The organism is Streptomyces sp. NPDC005820, assembly GCF_040630255.1.
GTDB lineage: Bacteria > Actinomycetota > Actinomycetes > Streptomycetales > Streptomycetaceae > Streptomyces.
Window position 1 is genome coordinate 61,892 of sequence record NZ_JBEXXE010000015.1, and the last position, 17,439, is coordinate 79,330.

Genomic DNA, 17,439 nt, shown 5'->3' on the forward strand with positions numbered 1-17,439 from the left:
CGCCGCCCCGCCCGCCCCGTAAACCGTTGGAGGCCCCGTTTCCCGCGCTCCTATAGTGGCCGCCATGCGCACCGCCTACCCCCGAACTCCCCATCTGCCCTGGTCACCTGGGGTCTCCGCCGACGATGTGCGGACCGGGGGCCTAGAGGGGTTCGTCGGGCGGGAGGTCGTCGTCACCGAGAAGCTCGACGGGGAGAACACCACGCTGTACGCGGACGGACTGCACGCGCGGTCCGTCGACTCCGCGCACCATCCGTCACGGGCGTGGGTCAAGGCGCTCCAGGGGCGCGTGGGGGCGCGGATACCGGCGGGCTGGCGGGTGTGCGGCGAGAACCTGTACGCGCGCCACTCCCTTGCGTACGACACCCTGGACGGCTACTTCTACGGCTTCTCCGTCTGGGACGCGCACGACCGGTGCCTGGGCTGGGACGACACCGTGCGGTTCCTGCGCGGGCTGGGGGTGCCCGTGCCGCCGGTGCTGTGGCGCGGTGTGTTCGACGAACGGACGCTGCGGCGGCTGCGGGTGGAGACCGGACGCCAGGAGGGGTTCGTCGTACGGACGGTGGAGGGCTTCGCGCGGGCGGAGTTCGCCGGGCGGGTCGCCAAGTGGGTGCGGTCCGGGCATGTCACGACGGACACGCACTGGATGCACGCGGCCGTCGTGGCGAACGGACTCGGCCCGGCGGCGCCCCTGTGGGCCGTACGGTCCGGAGCGGCCCCGGACGCGGAGACGCTGGCCGCGTGTCTCGGCATGCCCGGCCTCGGTGCGACCCCCGGTTTCGCCGCGGTCGCCGCCGTGGAGGTGGGCGCGCGGCTGGATGTACTCGGGCGCGGTGGGGACGCCCGGCTCGCGGGGGTGCTCGCCGCGCTGCTGCACCGCGTGCCCCGGACGAGGCTGATGAGCGGGGCCGCCGGGGTGCTCGGCGTGCCGCTCGCGCGGCGGGTCGCCGATCTGGTGGGGCTACACGGCGCGCTGCACCGGCCCTATCCGGACGCGGAGCGGCGGGCCGGGCTCGTGAGAATGTCCTTCGCGGCCGATCTCGGGGTGCTGCACACCGTCGCGGGGGCGGTCGCCGGGGACGACGAGGCGCGTGAGCAGGTGGAGTGGTCCGCGCTGCACGCGCAGGAGGCCGGGCTGTTCGGCGAGGCGCCGCTCGGCGCGCTGCGGGCAGGGCTGCGCGAGGCGCTGGAGCGCGACGGGATCGGCGGCGCGGCGGCGGACCGCTGCTGGGCGCAGGCGCGGGAGGCGTACGCCGAGGGGCGGGTCCGCACGGCGGAGGAGGCCGTCGCGGCGACCTGGCGGTGGCGTGGCGGGGAATCCCCTCGGCTGGTGCACCTCGTGGGGCCGTCCGGCAGCGGCAAGAGCGCCTTCGCGGCCCGGCTGGAGGGCGTCTCGGCATGCGTCTCCCTGGACGGGCTGCGGGAGGCGCGTGGCGCGCGGGCGGACCAGGGGGCCAACGGGGAGGTGCTGCGGGAGGGCCTGGACCGGCTGGACCGGGCCCTCGCGGCCGGTGCCGGCACGGTCGTGTGGGACGCCACCTCGCTCAACCCGCACCAGCGGTCCCTGGTGCACGCCGTGGCCCGCCGCCGCGACGCGCTGGTCACGCACGCCGTGCTGGTCACGGACGAGGACGAGCTCGTACGACGCAACGCCGGGCGTGCGCATCCGGTGCCGGCCGGCGTCCTGGCGGGGCAGTTGCGCCGGTTCGTGCCGCCGTACCCCGGCCAGGCGCACCGGACCTGGTACGTCGGCGCGGACGGGACCGTGCAGGACCGCGACGGCACACTGGAGGGGGAGGACGCCTGATGCGTACCAGCGAGGAGATCTACCACCGGGTGCGCTGGGACCCGCGCTTCGACCCCGCGCGGTTCGTGCTCGGCATCAACCAGCGCCATGCCGCGCCGAAGCGGGTGCCGCTGCCGGCGTTCGTGCCGGGCGGCGAGATCCCCTGGCACCGGGTGCTGTTCGTGGAGGCGGACGGCGAGCTGGTGTGGGACCGCGCCTCCGGTGTGGACCGTATCGACGCCTCCGGCGCGGGCCGGGTGCGCGAGGCACGGCGGCTGCGGGCGCCCTTCTTCACGGCGCGCACCCCGCACGCCTGGGACGCGGCGGCCGGACGATGGCGGCCCGCGCCGCCCCCGGCGCCGGACGCGGGGCCGGACGCGGGGCCGGACGCGGGGCCGGACCGGGTGCGGATCCTGACCTGGAACACGCTCTGGGACCGCTACGACAGCCACCGCATCGACACCGCCCGGCGCCGCCCGCTGCTGCTCGGGGCGCTGGAGCGCGCCGACGCGGACGTCATCGCCCTGCAGGAGGTCGAGGCAGGGCTGCTGACGATGCTGCTGGACGCGGAGTGGGTACGGGCGCGGTACACCCTCGCCGCCGACCCCTACGGGAAGGACGTCGACGAGTGCGGGCTGCTCCTGCTCAGCCGCATCCCCGTACGGGAGGGTGCCGTGCACGTCCTCGGGCACCACAAGGCCGTCACCGCCCTCGTCGTGGACACCGCGTCCGGGCCGCTGACCGTGGCCGCCACCCATCTGACGAGCGACCACTCCGAGGACGGGCCGGCCCGGCGCGCCGCCGAACTGACCCGGCTCGCCGAGGGGCTGTCGGGCGTGCCGGGCGGTCTGGTCCTGGCCGGCGACTTCAACGACGGCGGGCCGGGCCCGGCGCGCACCCTCGGCATGCTCGACGCCTGGACCGAGACCCACGGCCCCGGCGACGACTCCCCCACCTTCGATCCGGGCGTGAACCCGCTGGCCGCCGTATCCTCCCTCAGCGGCCGGGCCTCCCGCCTCGACCGGGTCTTCGTCCGCCCCTCCGACGGCCCGCGCGTGACCGGCGCCGCGCTGCTCGGCGACACGCCCTCCCCGCAGGGGCTGTATGTCTCCGACCATTACGGGGTCGCCGCCGAGCTGTACTGCGGCACCGGTGCCCCCGTCGACGTGCTCGACCTCGCGCCGACGCCCCGTACGGCACTCGCCTGGGTTCCGCCGCGTGAGCTGTGGCCCGCGATCCAGGACGTGCGCCGGGACCACGACGTGCAGATCCGGCGCTGGCCGCCGCATGTCAACGTGCTGTTCGGCTTCGTCCCCGAGGCGGAGTTCGAGCGGGCGGCGCCGCTGCTCGCCGCGGCCGCCGCGCAGGTCCGGCCGTTCACGGCCCGGCTCGACGGGCTCCACACCTTCGGGCACCGGCACGGCGCCACCGTGTGGCTGGACCCCGCCGCGGCCGACGAGACACCGTGGGCGGAACTGTGGCAGGCCCTCGTCCGGCGGTTCCCGCGCTGCCGGGGACGCCACGAGGGCTTCACCCCGCATCTGAGCCTCGGCCGCACCTCCGACCCGCACGCGGTCGAGGTCGACTGCGCGGCCCGTCTCTCCCCCATGACCGCGCGGGTCGGCGAGCTGGTCCTGCTGTCCCGGCGGGGCGACGAACCGATGCGCCCGCGGGCCACGGTCGCCCTCGGCACCGGCGAGATGCGGTGGCTGCCCGAGCCGGCCGTCGGCCGCCCCGACCGGGACTGGGCGGACTGGGCCACGCCCGCCGCCGGCCAGGACGTCCTGCCCACCACCGACGAGGCGGCGGCCGGGCGGGTCGTACGACGTCTGACGGACGCGTTCCCCGAGGGCGCCGTGCAGGCGGCCGGGTCCCGGCGCATGGGCTGCGCTCTCGCGGGCGCGGACCTGGACGTGGTGGCCGCGCTGCCGGGCACGGTCGACCTCACGGTCGTACGGGAGCGGGTCATGGCGGCGCTGCCGGACGCGACGCGGGTGCGCGAGGTCGTCGGCGCGCGCGTGCCGGGGCTGCGGTTGCGCGCCGAGGGGCTCGACGTGGACCTGGTGGTCGTGGGCACGGGGCCGCTGCCGCCGCGGGACGCGGTGGCCCGGCGGGCCGAGCTGGGCGAGGCCGCGGCGATCGCGCTGAGCGCGGTCTCCGACGCGGACGCGGTCCTGGCGGCCGTGGGCGCGGAGCGGACGCCGGGGTTCGCGTCGCTGGCGCGCGCCGTGAAGGCGTGGGCGAGGGCGCGCGGGCTGGACTCCGCTCCGTTCGGCGGGCTGCCCGGGGTGGCGTGGGCGGTGCTCGCGGCCCGTACGGTCCGGGAGGCGCCGGACGTCGCCGACGACGGCGAGCTGCTGCGGCGGTTCTTCGGCACCTGGGCCGCGTGGGACTGGCGGGAGCCGGTCGCCCTCGGCGGGGAGGGCCCGGCGGCCGACGACGCGGCCCTGACCGTGCTGACGCCCAGCGCGCCCGTGCGCTCCTGCACCGGCCAGGTCGGCTCCGGCACCAGGGATCTGCTGAGCCAGGAGCTGTACCGGGCCTGGGAGGCCGTGGAGGCGGCGGCCGACTCCGGCGCGGATCCCCGGCCCGCGCTGCTGTCGCCGCCGCCCCTGCACCGGCGCCACGCGGCCTGGGCCGTGGTGACGGTCCGGCCCCGCCGCCCGGAGGACTTCGACCAGTTGAACGGGCGCGTACGGGGACGGATGCGGGCGTTGCTCGGAGCGCTGGCGGAGTCGGGCGTGGCGGAAGCCCACGCCTGGCCGCGGGCGCTGCCCGCCGAGCCGACGACCGCCCGGTACGCGATCGGGCTCGGACCCACGCCACCCCCTTCCGCCGAGCGGCTCGCGCGCATCGCCGATCGATGGCTGACCGGCCTGTCCGGCGTCGAGTGGGAGTGCATCGACGGCGGGGCGCTGCCCACGCCGACGTGATCCCCCGCCGGTGACGCGGAGCCTCGAGGCCACCCGATATACGCACATTTGTGCGGCAAGTTCATGAATGTCCCCTGGGTGGATTTTCGCCAGTATGGTGGCGGGCGAAATCCACGGCAGCCGGTCCGACGTCGGGCTGCCGCATGCCATCAGGGGGGCAGAGTCATACGGGTGCTCGCGGAGAGATACGAACTGGTCGAGGCCGTGGGGCGCGGTGGCATGGGGGAGGTCTGGCGCGCCACCGACCGGGAGCTCGGCCGCACGGTCGCGGTGAAGGTCCTGCCGCCGGACCTCACCCGCCACGAGGAGTTCCGCGTCCGGTTCCGCCGGGAGGCGCGCACCGTCGCCTCGCTCAACCACCGCAACGTCGCCGTGCTGCACGACGTCGGCGAGGACACCACGGACGGCGAGACGACGCCGTTCCTGGTCATGGAGTTCATCGAGGGGCGCACGCTGACCGACGCGCTCGCCGAGGGGCCGTTCACGGTCGAACGGGCGCTGGCCATCGGCAGGGACATCGCCGACGCCCTCGCCCACAGCCACGGTCAGGGCCTCATCCACCGCGACATCAAGCCCTCCAATGTCATGCTGACGTCCGGGGGCGACAACAAGGTCCTGGACTTCGGGATCGCCAAGGTCGTCGCGGAGACCACAACCCGGCTCACCGCCACGGGCATGACGGTCGGCACCCCCGCCTATCTCTCCCCCGAGCAGCTCACGGGGCGGTCGGTGGACGGCCGTTCCGACCAGTACTCCACCGGCTGTCTGCTGTACGAACTGCTGACCGGGCGCCCGCCGTTCATCGGCGACTCCCCGTTCGCCGTGATGCACCAGCACATCAGCCAGGAGCCCGTCGCGGCGTCCCGGCTGCGTCCGCAGATCCCGGCCGCGGTCGACGGTCTCGTACTGCGCGCCCTGGCGAAGGACCGCGAGGAGCGGTTCGGCAGCGCGACGGAGCTGCGGGAGGCGCTGGCGGAACTGCTCGCCACGCTGACCGTTCCGGCCGCCGCCTCGGCCCGGCGGCCCGCGGCCCCGACTCCGGCTCCGGCCCCGGTCGCGCCGCCCGCGCCTTCCACACCGCCCACACCCGGCGTGCCGCCCGCGCGCGCCGCGGCCGCAGCGCCGCCGGGCCCCGGACACACCGCGCTGGCCGACCAGGAGACCCGCACCGCGCCCGCACCGCCCAGGCCGGCCGGCCCGCCGGACGAGCGGCGGTTGACGGTGGCCCTCAACAGGATCGTCGCCCTGCTGGGCATCGTCGCCTCCGGTGTGGTCAGCATCGGCCACGACCAGCTGTACGAAGGCTCCACCGAGGAACTCATCACCGTGTGGGTGGTGACCGCCGTCCTGGGGCTCGCCCTGTTCCGCTGGTTCCCCCTCGCCTCCACGCTGCTGTGGTGGGGAGCCGGGGCCCTGGTCGTCGCGAGCGTCGAGGCGGGCGGCTCGACCGACGAGTACGGCTACTCGTACGACAGCGAGTACGGCTACGACTACACCGGGCTCGACCACATCGAGGTCTTCGCCGTTCCGTTGCTCGCCCTCGGCGTGCTCTGTCTGATCCACGCGTTGAGCGCGCGGCGCCCCTCGTCCCTCGCGGCGGCCGCCGGTGTGACCCTGGGCGGTCCGGGCGTCGGCTGGCTGGCGTTCGACGCCGAGGGCCAGATCGCGGTGTTCTCGGTCGCCTGGGGTGTGGTCGTGCTGATCGCCGTCGTGCGGGAGGTCTTCGCCCGACGGAAGGACCCCCGCACCCGCCCCCGCCTCCGCCTCCGGTTCGTCACGGGCGAGTAGGACGGCCGGCGTGGGCTCGACGCCCCCACCACGAGCAAAGGAGTCGTTGTGCCCCCTCGTACGGATCTCGCGGACGCGGTCGAGTCGATGGAGCAGCTCGCCACGGTCTGGCGGGCCATGGTCCTCGACCGTGACCCCGGCGCGGACGTCCGGGACCTTCCGGGGATCGCCGTGCGCTGGGCGGACTGCCGGTTCGCCTTCTGGAACTGTGTCACGCTCACCGAGGCGGGGGCGGACGCGGCCCTGACGGAACGGCGCCTGGCGGAGGCGGCGGACGTCATGCGGGCGAAGGAACACCCCGGTTTCCTCTGGGTCTTCGAGGATCTCCTCGACGCCGAGGCACGCGCGGGACTCACGGCGGCGGCCGAACGAGCGGGCCTCGCCCACGTCTTCCCCGGCACCGGCATGGCCGGCGACCTGCTCCCGGTCCCCGAACCCGCCCACCCCGACCTCACGTTCGTCCGCGTGAGCACCGACGCACATCTGCGTGCCTACGCCGACCTCAACTCCCGCGCCTACGGCTTCCCGCTGGAGGACGGGCGCGACGGACTCGCCGGCTCCACGCTCTGGAAGCGGGGCGTGCACGCCTGGCTGGGCCTGCGGGACGGCGTCCCGGTGACCTGCGCCGGGACCGTCGAGGCCGACGGCCGGCTGTTCGTCCTCCTGGTCGCCACGGCCCCGGAGTGGGAGCGCAGGGGCTACGGCGAGGCCGTGACCCGCAAGGCCCTGTACGAAGGCGCCCGGGCCACCGGACCGACCCGGGCCACCCTGCACGCGACGGTGGCCGGGGCGCCCGTCTATCCCCGCATCGGCTTCGCGCCGAACTCGCCCCTGCGTTTCTACGGTCTCCGGTAGCCCCGCGGCCCGGCACGGCGCCCGGCCAGGCCCGCGTACGTGACCGCGAGGGCGACCGACAGGGCGACGATCCCGGTCGGCGCCACGGCGAGCGCCCACGAGGCCGCGCCCCGCTCCCCCGCGACGGCCTGCTCCAGTGCCGCCATGGTCGCCGCCGTGCACAGCCCGCAGGCGAGGAGGACGGCGACGACATGCCGGGCCCGGCCGGTGCCGACGGGACGCGGGTCCGCGCGCAACTCCGCCCAGTCGTGCGCGGCCTGCCGCGTCTCGCGCCGCCGCTGTACGACGGCACGGCCCCGCAGGCCCGCCGTGACGGCCGCCCCGGTGACCGCCGCGGCGACGGGCGCCCACCACATCTCCACCAGGAGGAGCAGCAGGGCGATCACCCCGGTCGTGCCCCAGCCGCTCAGACAGGAGGCCGCGGCGGTGCGGCGGGAGTCGGGGCGGTCGGCGCCGGCCCGCAGATCGACGAGGGCCGGCAGATACCAGACACAGCCGGACACGGTGACCATCGCGACACCCAGCGCGGCGACGGGCTGGACCACGGCTAGCCCTCCGTCTCGAGCGCGGCGATCTCCGGGTGGCGCAGGTCGAAGGCGGGCGACTCGCTCCGGATGCGGGGCAGGCTGGTGAAGTTGTGGCGCGGTGGCGGGCAGGAGGTGGCCCACTCCAGGGAGCGGCCGTAGCCCCAGGGGTCGTCCACGGTGACCGGCTTGCCGTACTTGGCGGTCTTCCACACGTTGTAGAAGAACGGCAGGATCGACAGGCCGAGCAGGAACGCGCCGATGGTGGACAGGGTGTTGAGGGCGGTGAAGCCGTCGGCGGCCAGATAGTCGGCGTAGCGGCGGGGCATGCCTTCCGCGCCGAGCCAGTGCTGGATCAGGAAGGTGAGGTGGAAGCCGACCGCGAGCGTCCAGAACGTGATCTTGCCGAGGCGTTCGTCGAGCATCCTGCCGGTGAACTTGGGCCACCAGAAGTGGAAGCCGGCGAACATCGCGTACACGACCGTGCCGAAGACCGTGTAGTGGAAGTGGGCGACGACGAAGTACGAGTCGGAGAGATGGAAGTCCATCGGGGGTGACGCGAGGATCACTCCGGTGAGTCCGCCGAAGACGAACGTGATGAGGAAGCCCGTGGCCCAGAGCATCGGGGTCTCGAAGGACAGGCTGCCCTTCCACATCGTGCCGATCCAGTTGAAGAACTTCACCCCGGTCGGGACGGCGATGAGGAACGTCATGAAGGAGAAGAAGGGCAGCAGCACCCCGCCGGTGACGTACATGTGGTGGGCCCACACGGTCACCGACAGGCCGGCGATGGCGATGGTCGCGCCGATGAGCCCCATGTAGCCGAACATCGGCTTGCGGCTGAAGACGGGGATGACCTCGGAGACGATCCCGAAGAACGGCAGCGCCAGGATGTAGACCTCGGGGTGGCCGAAGAACCAGAACAGGTGCTGCCAGAGCAGGGCGCCGCCGTTCGCCGCGTCGAAGACATGGCTGCCGAACCTGCGGTCGCACTCCAGCGCGAACAGCGCCGCCGCGAGGACCGGGAACACGATGAGGATCAGTACGCCGGTCAGCAGCACGTTCCAGGTGAAGATCGGCATCCGGAACATGGTCATGCCGGGGGCGCGCATACAGATGATCGTGGTGATGAAGTTGACGGCGCCGGCGATCGAACCGAACCCGGACAGTGCCACGCCCATGATCCACAGGTCGGCGCCGAGGCCCGGCGAGTGCACGGAGTCCGACAGCGGCGCGTAGAGGAACCAGCCGAAGGACGCCGCCCCGCCCGGGGTGAGGAACCCGAAGGCCGCGATCGAGGAGCCGAACAGGAACAGCCAGAAGGCCAGCATGTTCAGCCGGGGGAAGGCGACGTCCGTGCATCGTGAACGCCTGGTTGAACTGCTCGTTCGACATCACCTGCAGTCCCGGCCGGGCGAGTTCGGCCCGCATCAGCAGCGCCAGGACGCCGCCGACGACGAAGAACACGAACGCGCCGACCAGATACAGCGTGCCGATCTTCTTGTGGTCGGTGGTGGTCAGCCACTCCACCCAGGAGGGCCTGGGCGCGGCGCCGGCTCGCGCGGTCTCCACCTGTTCCGTACGTACCTCGTCCACCGGTTCGTGTCCTCCCCTTGGGTCAGTGCCGACCCAAGATCACCGCAGGGGAGGGAGGCGCCGATAGGGTCGAACGGTCCCTGCCGGTCCCGGAGGCGGGGGCCCAACGTCCTCTCTTGCCCCAGGTCAGAGCTGGGTCTGCCAGTACGGCCAGAAGCGGGTCCCGATCAGCGTCACGATGCTCAGACACCAGGTGACGGGCACCACCCAGTGGAACTCCCGCACCCCCGCGACCAGCCCTCGGGGCGCCCCGAGGACGCCGTGCCGGAGGTTGTGGACGGTGACGTACCAGAACATGGCGATCGTGACCGCCCAGGCCAGGCAGCACCACAGACACAGCGCGCCGATCTCGTACAGGGCCTGGGTCATCAGCCACATGCAGAAGCCCGCGCCCACCAGCGTGCCCAGGTTCAGTCCGAGCCAGTACCAGCGCCGGAAGCGGGCCCCGGCCAGTAGCGCGACCCCGGTGCACATCACCACCGGACAGGCCGCGAGGCCGAGCAGCGGGTTGGGGAAGCCGAACACGGACGCCTGGTCGCTGCGCATCACGTTCGAGCACGACAGCACGGGGCTGAGATTGCACGAGGGGGCGAAGCCCGGCTCCTGGAGCAGCCGGAACTTGTCCACGGTGATCACGAAGGAGGCCAGGACGCCCAGGGTCGCGGTGACGATCAGCAGCCAGGCGAGGGCGCGGGAGGCGCCGGTCGCGCCCGGGGCCGCGAGCACCGGCTCGCGTGTCCCGGGGACCTCCGTGGCGGCCGTGCCGGACGCGGGCGTCACCGGGGCCCCGGGGCCGCGCGCAGACCCGCGCGGGTCGCGCCCGCCGGCCAGAGCACCTCGACCTCGACGCCGCGGGAGCGGGCGTAGGCCACCAGATGCGCGGTGGCGTCCCGGCCGTTGGACGGCGAGCCGTCCCACACGGCCACCAGGCGCCGGCAGCCCGCGATGATCTCCTCGTCGGCGCCGACGCACGCGTCGCGGTCGCCGGGGTCGTACGTCAGCAGCCGTACCTCCCGGGCGAGCAGGAGCAGTTCCCCCGTCGGCACCCGGTCCCGCTCCGGCAGCAGCGCGGGCACCATGCCGCGGGTCGGGATCACCACGACCAGGTCCCGCCCCGCCTCCCGCAGCGCCCGCCCGAACGCCACCGGGGCGCCCCCGCCCGCGCGCACCACTCCGGGCTCCCCGTCGGGCGCACGCTCCAGCGAGGCCACCAGTTCGGCCTCCAGCAGCCCGAGGCTCTCCGAGGTCACGTCGGCGTGGCCCACGACCGCGATCATCCACCGCTCCTTCCCGCCGTACGACGCCGTCCCGGCGCCCTTCCGTTCGGTCCTGGCGATCAGTGAAGTCAGGGCGCCGCAGGCGTCGCTAGGGTCGAACGGCCCTGACCCGGAGACGGGGGGCACCGGTCGCGGCGGCCGGCGTCGACGCCGCCGGACACGGCGGTCGCCACGGTTCCGGATATGGTGTTTTCGTATGAAATGTTGCCCAGGGTGAGGTCATACGGTGGATGCTCCCCAGAGGACGGGCCAGGTGCCGGAACAGCCCTTGGAGGCGGTCGGGTACGCGGGCGTGCTGCGTGAGCTGCTGCCGATCGCGCTGTGGCGGGAGGACGCGGACGGCCTGATCGTGGAGTGGTCGCTCGCGGCCCAGGATCTGCTCGGGTACCGGGCCGAGGACGTGCTCGACCGGCCCGCCTCGGCGCTGCTGGTGCCCGAGGGCAACCGTGAGCTGGCCGATCAGCTCACCTCTCGCGTGCACGGCGGGGAGACGGTCGTCGGGACCCTGTCCGTGCGGCATCGCGACGGCCATCAGGTCACGATGGAGATGTGGATCGTCCCGGCCGCCGGTCCGGACGGGCGGGCCGGGGCGATGCTGATCGCCGTGGAGACCTCCCAGGTCCTGCGGATGCGGGACTCGCTGGCGGCGCTGGAGAGCCTGTTCAGCCAGTCGCCGATCGGCCTGGCCACGCTCGGCACGGATCTGCGGTTCCTGCGCGTCAACGACGCGCTCGCCCGGATGAACGGGGTCTCCGCCGCCGAGCACGTCGGCAAGCGGCTCACGGAGGTCGTGCCCGGGGTCAACGCGCCGGCCCTGGAGTCGACGATGCAGGAGGTGCTGGACCGGGGCACGGCCGTCGTCGACGTCCGCCGCAGCGGGCACACCTCGGCCGACCCCCATCGGGAGCGCACCTGGTCCTGTTCCTACGCCCCGCTGCTCGACGGCGCGGGCCGCACGCTGGGGCTGATCGCGTCCCTCATCGACATCACCGAGAGCCAGCAGGCCGAACGCGATGCGGAACGCGCCCGGCGCCGCTTCGCGCTGCTGGCGGAGGCCGGCACCCGGGTCGGCACCACCCTGGACCTCCAGCAGACGTCCGAGGAGATCGTCCGGATGCTGGTGCCGCAGCTCGCGGACTCCGCCGACGTCCAGCTCCTGGAGGAGGTGCTGGCCCCCGACGAGCCCGCCGACGCCGTGCACGGCGTGGTGCGGCGGATGGCCGCCCTCTTCGCCGACCCCGCCGCACCGCGGGCGAAGCTGCGCCCGGGCCTGACGTCCCGGCTGGAGCAGGGCTCCCTGTACGAGCGGGTCATCACCGAGGGGCGTCCCACCAACCTGTACCGGTCGGACGTCCGGGCCCTGGTGACCGACCCGCGCGCCGACGAGCTCCGCGCGTACCTGATGGGTCTGGGCTCGGCCCGGCTCGTCCCGCTGGTCGCCCGGGGCAAGGCGCTGGGCGCGATCGTGGTGACCCGGCTGCGCAGCCGTGAGCCCTTCGACGAGCAGGACTGCGTGCTCATCGACGAGCTGGCCGCGCGCGCCGCCCTGAACATCGACAACGCCCTGATGTACACCCGGCAGCGGGCGGCGGCCCTGACCCTGCAGCGCAGCCTGACCAACAGCGCGCTGCCGGACGTGCCCGGGCTCGATCTCACCGGACGGTACCTGCCCGCCAGTGAGCACGACGTCGGCGGCGACTGGTACGACGTGATCGCGCTGCCGGACGACCGGACCGGGCTGGTCATCGGCGATGTGATGGGGCACGGCATCCATGCCGCGGCGGTGATGGGCCAGCTCCGCGCGGCGGTGCGGTCGCTCGCCCGGCACGGGATCCGTCCGGCCCGGATGCTGCGCTCGCTGGACGCCGTCGTGTCCGACATGGGCGAGGACCAGATGGCGACCTGCGTGTACGCCGTGCACGATCCGGCGACCGGCGGCTGTCTGATCGCCCGGGCCGGTCATCCGCCGCCGGCGGTGCTGTCCCCCGACGGGGCGATCACCTTCCTCGACGGCTCGCCGGGCACCCCGCTGGGCACCGGAGGCCGCCGGTTCGCGACCGAGGAGGTCCCGCTGCCGCCGGGCAGCCTGCTGGTCCTGTACACCGACGGGCTCATCGAGGCCCGCGGCAGCGACCTCGACCAGGGCCTCGACCGCCTCGCCCGGGCCCTGCGCCGCCCCGCCCCGTCGCTCGCCGCGCTCTGCGACGGCGTCCTCGAACAGATGCTGCCGCACCCCGCCCAGGACGATGTCGCGGTCCTGATGGCCCGCCCGCAGTGACCGGGCCGCCCGCTCCGGACCCGGCGCGGTGTGTGATGCTGGCGGCGTGACGGATCGACATGAGGCCGTCCTGGTCCGCCGGGCGGATCAGGACCCTTCCCTGGAACGCGGACTCGCCGGGTTGCTGGCGGCCTACCACCTGCGGACGCAGGCCGAGAAGGGGGAGGCCGTCGACGATGTGGACGCCTTGCCGGACCGGTATCGGGGCGAGGTGCTCGACCCGAGGGCCGCGTTCGAGGGTGATGTCGTGCTGGTCGCCGTGAGCGCGGGCGTCGCCGTGGGCTGTCTGGTGGTGACCGGGCCCGTCGACGGGCTGTGCGAGGTGAAGCGGCTGTGGACGCAGCCGGCGCTGCGGGGCCGCGGTGTCGCGTCCGCCCTCATCGGGGCCGCGCTCGCCGAGGCCGGGGCGAGTGGGGTGAGCACGGTGCGGTTGTCCGTGTGGCAGTGGCGGACGGGGGCGATCGCGCTGTACGAGCGGCTCGGTTTCACCGTCGTCGAGTCATGGGACGAGCGGGGGCGGCTGGTGTGCATGGAGCGCGCCGTGTGACCTGTACGGCCCACCGCTCGCTCCCTCCCGGGTGGTCCCGGTGGCGGAACTCCCCGGATCGCGGGTGTCTGGACGCAAGAGGTGCGCACAGAGAGCGGGAGACCATGGAGCGCAAGCGCGAGCCCCTCGGGACAGCCCGGGCCGCCGGGATCGCCGGTGTCGTCTTCGCGGTCCTGATGGGCGTGGCGATCGTCCTGTTGCGGACCGCCCTGCCCGGCGGGGCCGGCGGGCATCACATCACCGTCGACGCGGCCCAGCGCAAGACCGTGCAGACGGCGCTGGGGCTGCTGCCGTACGCCGGGATCGCGTTCCTGTGGTTCATGGGGGCCCTGCGCGAGCAGGCCGGGGAGGCGGAGGACCGGTTCATGTCCACGGTGTTCCTCGGCAGCGGCCTGATCTTCGTCGCCACCCTGTTCGGGTGCGCCGCGGCGGCGGTGACCGTGCTGGACGAGGACCAGCAGAACGCCCCCTTCGGCCGCAACTTCGCCTACACCCTGCTGACCACGTACTCGATGCGGATGGCGGCGGTGTTCATCATCACGACCTCGACCATCGGCCGCCGGCTCGGCGTCCTGCCGCGCCCGCTCGTGCTCCTCGGTTTCGCCACGGGCCTGACGCTGCTGCTCGCCGGGACGAGTCTGCCCTGGTCGGAGATGGTCTTCCCGGCCTGGGCGCTGATCGTCGGCATCGACATCCTCCGGGGCCGACGCGCCACGCCGACCGGACGGCGGGCCACCTCGGCGTGAGCGGGCCGGCCGCCGCTCTCACCCGAACGGGCCGCTCCTCGTCGCCGCCCGGCCTTCGGCCCCCGAGGCTGGTCGCAGGGGGCTCGAGCGGGCCGTAGGAGAGGAGCGATCCCGTGCCGAGGATTGCCGTCGATCTGAACCGCTGTCAGGGATACGCGCAGTGCGCGTTCCTCGCCCCCGAGGTCTTCGCCATGCACGGGGACGAGGCGCTGCTGTACGACCCGGAGCCCGACGAGGGGCAGCGGGAGAAGCTGGCGCAGGCCGCAGCGGCCTGCCCGGTGCAAGCCGTCCTGGTGGATGCGGTGGACGTGGTGAACGCGGTTGACGGGCGGGCCGAGGCGGTGTCCGGGCGATGATCGGTGACGGGTCGCTGGAACGGTTCCGGCGCGAGGGCCGGGTCGTCGTGGTGGGCGCCTCGCTGGCGGGTCTGCGGGCCGCGGAGACCCTGCGCGAGAAGGGCTTCGCGGGCTCCCTGACGATGATCGGGGACGAGCCCCACGAGCCGTACGACCGGCCTCCGCTCTCCAAGACGGTGCTGCTCGGCAGGGCGGCCGCCGAGCGCACCGCGCTGCCCGGGCTCCGGGCCGTCGACGCGACCTGGCGGCTCGGCGTCGCCGCGACCGGGCTGGACATGGCGGGCCGGCGGGTGCGGCTGGCCGACGGCGACGAGGTGCCGTACGACCGGCTGCTGATCGCCACCGGTGTGCGGGCGCGGCCATGGCCGCGGGAGGCCGAGGCGGAGCTCGACGGGGTGTTCTTGCTGCGGACCCGTGACGACGGCGCGGCGCTCGCGCGGCGGCTCGCCGCGGGGCCCAAGCGGGTGCTGGTCGTCGGGGCCGGGTTCACCGGTTCGGAGATCGCCGCCGCGTGCCGCGAACGCGGTCTGGCCGTCACGGTCGCCGAGCGCGGGGCCTCGCCCCTGGTCGGCGCGCTCGGCGGGGTGGTCGGCGCGGTCGCCGCCGAGTTGCAGCGGCGGCACGGGGTGGACCTGCGGTGCGGGGTGATGGTGACCGCGCTGGAGGGCGACGCCTCGGGACGGGTGCGGGCCGCGCAGCTGTCCGACGGCTCCACCGTGGAGACGGACGTGGTGGTCGTCTCGCTGGGCGCCATCCGCAACACCGAGTGGCTGGCCGGGTCCGGACTCGGCGCCGGGCCCCGCGGTATCGCCTGTGACGCCGGCTGCCGTGCCTTCGACATCCGCGGGATCGTCACCGACGACGTGTTCGCGGCGGGCGACGTCGCCCGCTGCCCGCACCCGCTGTTCGGCTATCAGTTCCTGTCGCTGGAACACTGGGGCAACGCCGTCTCCCAGGCACGGGTGGCGGCGCACAACATGCTGAACGAGAGCACCGACCGGATCCCCCACATGGAGGTGCCGGCCTTCTGGTCCTCGCAGTTCGGGGTGAACATCAAGTCGGTCGGGGTGCCGTCGCTGGGGACGGAGATCCTGATCGCCCAGGGCTCCCTGGAGGAGCGCCGGTTCGTGGGCGTGTACGGGTACCAGGGGCGGGTCATCGGCGCGGTCGCCTTCGACCAGGCCCGCTGGCTGCCGTTCTACCAGGGGCTGATCGAGACCACCGCGCCGTTCCCGCCGGAGTTCGCCACGGTCGACCGGCGGGCGGAGGGCCGGCGCGCGCTCGACGCGGACTTCCCCGACCCGTCGGTGCCGACCCACGGCCCCACCGTGACCCTGAGCGGGTACTCGCCGGCCGACCGCCGGATGACGTTCACCCCCGCGCACTGACCCCCGCGCACCGACCCGCCACGGCCACGAGCCACGAGGACCCGCCATGACGCCATCGCCGCTGCACCAGATCCTGGACTACGCCAACCGGGCCGATCCGTACCCGATCTACGAGGAGCTGCGGAAGACGCCGGTCCATCACGAGGAGGACGGGCCGTACGTCGTCAGCACCTACTACGAGATCCTCGGTCTGCTGCACGATCCCCGGATCAGCTCCGACTCCCGCAATCTGCCCCGGGCCGCGCACGATCCGCTGGCCGAGCCGGACCAGCAGGAGAGCGCGCTGCCGCCGAGCTTCCTGCGGCTCGACCCGCCGGAGCACGACCGGCTGCGCCGGATGACGAACCGTCCCTTCGGACCGCCGCACGCCCCGCACCGGGTGGACGGGATGCGGGGCGAACTGCGCGACATCGTCACCGGTCTCGTCGACGGCATCGGCGATCCGGACGGCTTCGACCTGGTGGACCGGTTCTCGTACCCCTTCCCCGTGACGGTGATCTGCCGGCTGCTCGGGATCCCCCGCGAGGACGAGGCGCGGTTCCACACCTGGGCGGACGCCATCGCCCAGAGCCTGGACCCCGATCCGGACGCGGATCCCGCCGAGCGGGGCAAGGGCGCGCACGACGCCCGGATGCAGTTGGGCATGTATCTGGCCGGGCTGATCGAGGAGCGCCGCAGAAAGCCCGGTGACGACATGCTCTCCGCGCTGGCGACGGCCAAGGGCGAGGACGGCTCGATGACCACGATGGAGCTGCTCAGCACCGCCGCGCTGCTGCTGATCGCGGGCCACGAGACCACCGTCAACCTCGTCACCAACGGCATGCTGACCCTGCTGCGCAACCCCGACGTACTGCAACGGCTGCGGGCCGATCCCCGGCTGGCGGTGCCCGTCGTCGAGGAGCTGCTGCGTTTCGAGCCGCCGGTGCAGCTCGTTCCGCAGCGCGTCACCCTCGCCGACATCGAGGTGCGGGGGGTCACCATCCCCAAGGGCGCCTCCCTCTGGCTGGTGCTGGCGTCCGGCAACCGGGACCCCCGGCGCTTCGAGCACGCCGACCGCTTCGACCCGGACCGCCGGGACATCCAGCACCTCGGCCTCGGCAGCGGCATCCACAGCTGCTTCGGCGCGCCCCTCGCCCGCCTGGAGGCCCAGTTCGCCCTGGCGGAGCTGGCCCGGCGGCTGGAGAACCCGCGACTGCTGGAGGATCCGCCGCCGTACCGCCAGAACGCCGTACTGCGCGGGCCCCGGCAGCTGCGGATCGCCTGCGACGGGATCCGGGCCTAGGCAGGTCGTGCCCGGGCCCGGTCCCGGCGTGTCTCAGCGGGTCCGATAACCCGAATGCCCGAAGCGGTGCCGTTCTGCGATCA

13 protein-coding genes and 1 pseudogene are annotated in these 17,439 nt (G+C 74.0%); 10 read left to right on the plus strand and 4 right to left on the minus strand.

Annotated features, from left to right (window positions below; translation table 11 throughout):
- Positions 1-64: 64 nt before the first annotated feature.
- The 4 genes from ABZ464_RS19940 (at position 65) to ABZ464_RS19955 (ending at position 7,362) form a co-directional block, all read left to right on the plus strand.
- Positions 65-1,807: an RNA ligase family protein gene (locus ABZ464_RS19940; RefSeq protein WP_359278690.1), complete on the plus strand. Its 1,743-nt coding sequence runs from the start codon at positions 65-67 to the stop codon at positions 1,805-1,807.
- The gene (locus tag ABZ464_RS19945) at positions 1,807-4,719 is read left to right on the plus strand and encodes a poly(A) polymerase (protein WP_359278693.1); all 2,913 of its coding nucleotides are present in this window, start codon (positions 1,807-1,809) and stop codon (positions 4,717-4,719) included. The genes ABZ464_RS19940 and ABZ464_RS19945 overlap by 1 nt, the downstream gene beginning before the upstream one ends.
- A 171-nt stretch (positions 4,720-4,890) precedes the next feature.
- Positions 4,891-6,507: a serine/threonine-protein kinase gene (locus tag ABZ464_RS19950; RefSeq protein ID WP_359278696.1), complete on the plus strand. Its 1,617-nt coding sequence runs from the start codon at positions 4,891-4,893 to the stop codon at positions 6,505-6,507.
- An 87-nt stretch (positions 6,508-6,594) separates the two neighbouring features.
- Entirely contained in the window at positions 6,595-7,362 is a 768-nt protein-coding gene (locus ABZ464_RS19955; RefSeq protein WP_359278995.1) for a GNAT family N-acetyltransferase, read from the plus strand.
- Here ABZ464_RS19955 and ABZ464_RS19960 read toward each other — a convergent pair.
- The 4 genes and pseudogenes from ABZ464_RS19960 to ABZ464_RS19975 form a co-directional block, all read right to left on the minus strand.
- Positions 7,347-7,907, minus strand: coding sequence for a hypothetical protein (locus tag ABZ464_RS19960; RefSeq protein ID WP_359278699.1), 561 nt, complete (start codon positions 7,905-7,907; stop codon positions 7,347-7,349). The two genes, ABZ464_RS19955 and ABZ464_RS19960, sit on opposite strands and share 16 nt — an antisense overlap.
- A 2-nt stretch (positions 7,908-7,909) precedes the next feature.
- Positions 7,910-9,416: pseudogene (locus tag ABZ464_RS19965) on the minus strand (cbb3-type cytochrome c oxidase subunit I).
- A gap of 192 nt (positions 9,417-9,608) precedes the next feature.
- On the minus strand, positions 9,609-10,208 hold the full coding sequence (locus ABZ464_RS19970; protein ID WP_359278997.1) for a vitamin K epoxide reductase family protein: 600 nt from the start codon (positions 10,206-10,208) through the stop codon (positions 9,609-9,611).
- Positions 10,209-10,258: 50 nt separating this feature from the next.
- Positions 10,259-10,759 (minus strand): hypothetical protein, encoded by a 501-nt coding sequence (locus ABZ464_RS19975; protein WP_359278702.1) that lies wholly within the window; start codon positions 10,757-10,759, stop codon positions 10,259-10,261.
- A gap of 253 nt (positions 10,760-11,012) precedes the next feature.
- Between ABZ464_RS19975 and ABZ464_RS19980 the strand changes: the two genes are divergently transcribed.
- From ABZ464_RS19980 to ABZ464_RS20005, 6 genes are all read left to right on the plus strand, one after another.
- Entirely contained in the window at positions 11,013-13,037 is a 2,025-nt protein-coding gene (locus ABZ464_RS19980; protein WP_359278705.1) for a SpoIIE family protein phosphatase, read from the plus strand.
- Between the two features lie 46 nt (positions 13,038-13,083).
- Positions 13,084-13,584, plus strand: coding sequence for a GNAT family N-acetyltransferase (locus tag ABZ464_RS19985; protein WP_359278708.1), 501 nt, complete (start codon positions 13,084-13,086; stop codon positions 13,582-13,584).
- Positions 13,585-13,688: 104 nt separating this feature from the next.
- Positions 13,689-14,330 carry a hypothetical protein gene (locus tag ABZ464_RS19990; protein WP_359278711.1) on the plus strand — a complete coding sequence of 214 codons (642 nt, stop codon included), beginning with the start codon at positions 13,689-13,691 and terminating at the stop codon, positions 14,328-14,330.
- 113 nt (positions 14,331-14,443) lie between these two features.
- Positions 14,444-14,686 (plus strand): ferredoxin, encoded by a 243-nt coding sequence (locus ABZ464_RS19995; protein ID WP_359278714.1) that lies wholly within the window; start codon positions 14,444-14,446, stop codon positions 14,684-14,686.
- Positions 14,683-16,074 (plus strand): FAD-dependent oxidoreductase, encoded by a 1,392-nt coding sequence (locus ABZ464_RS20000; RefSeq protein WP_359278716.1) that lies wholly within the window; start codon positions 14,683-14,685, stop codon positions 16,072-16,074. Before ABZ464_RS19995 ends, ABZ464_RS20000 begins: the two co-directional genes overlap by 4 nt.
- Positions 16,075-16,120: 46 nt before the next feature.
- Positions 16,121-17,356 carry a cytochrome P450 gene (locus ABZ464_RS20005; RefSeq protein ID WP_359278719.1) on the plus strand — a complete coding sequence of 412 codons (1,236 nt, stop codon included), beginning with the start codon at positions 16,121-16,123 and terminating at the stop codon, positions 17,354-17,356.
- The last annotated feature ends 83 nt before the right edge of the window (positions 17,357-17,439 follow it).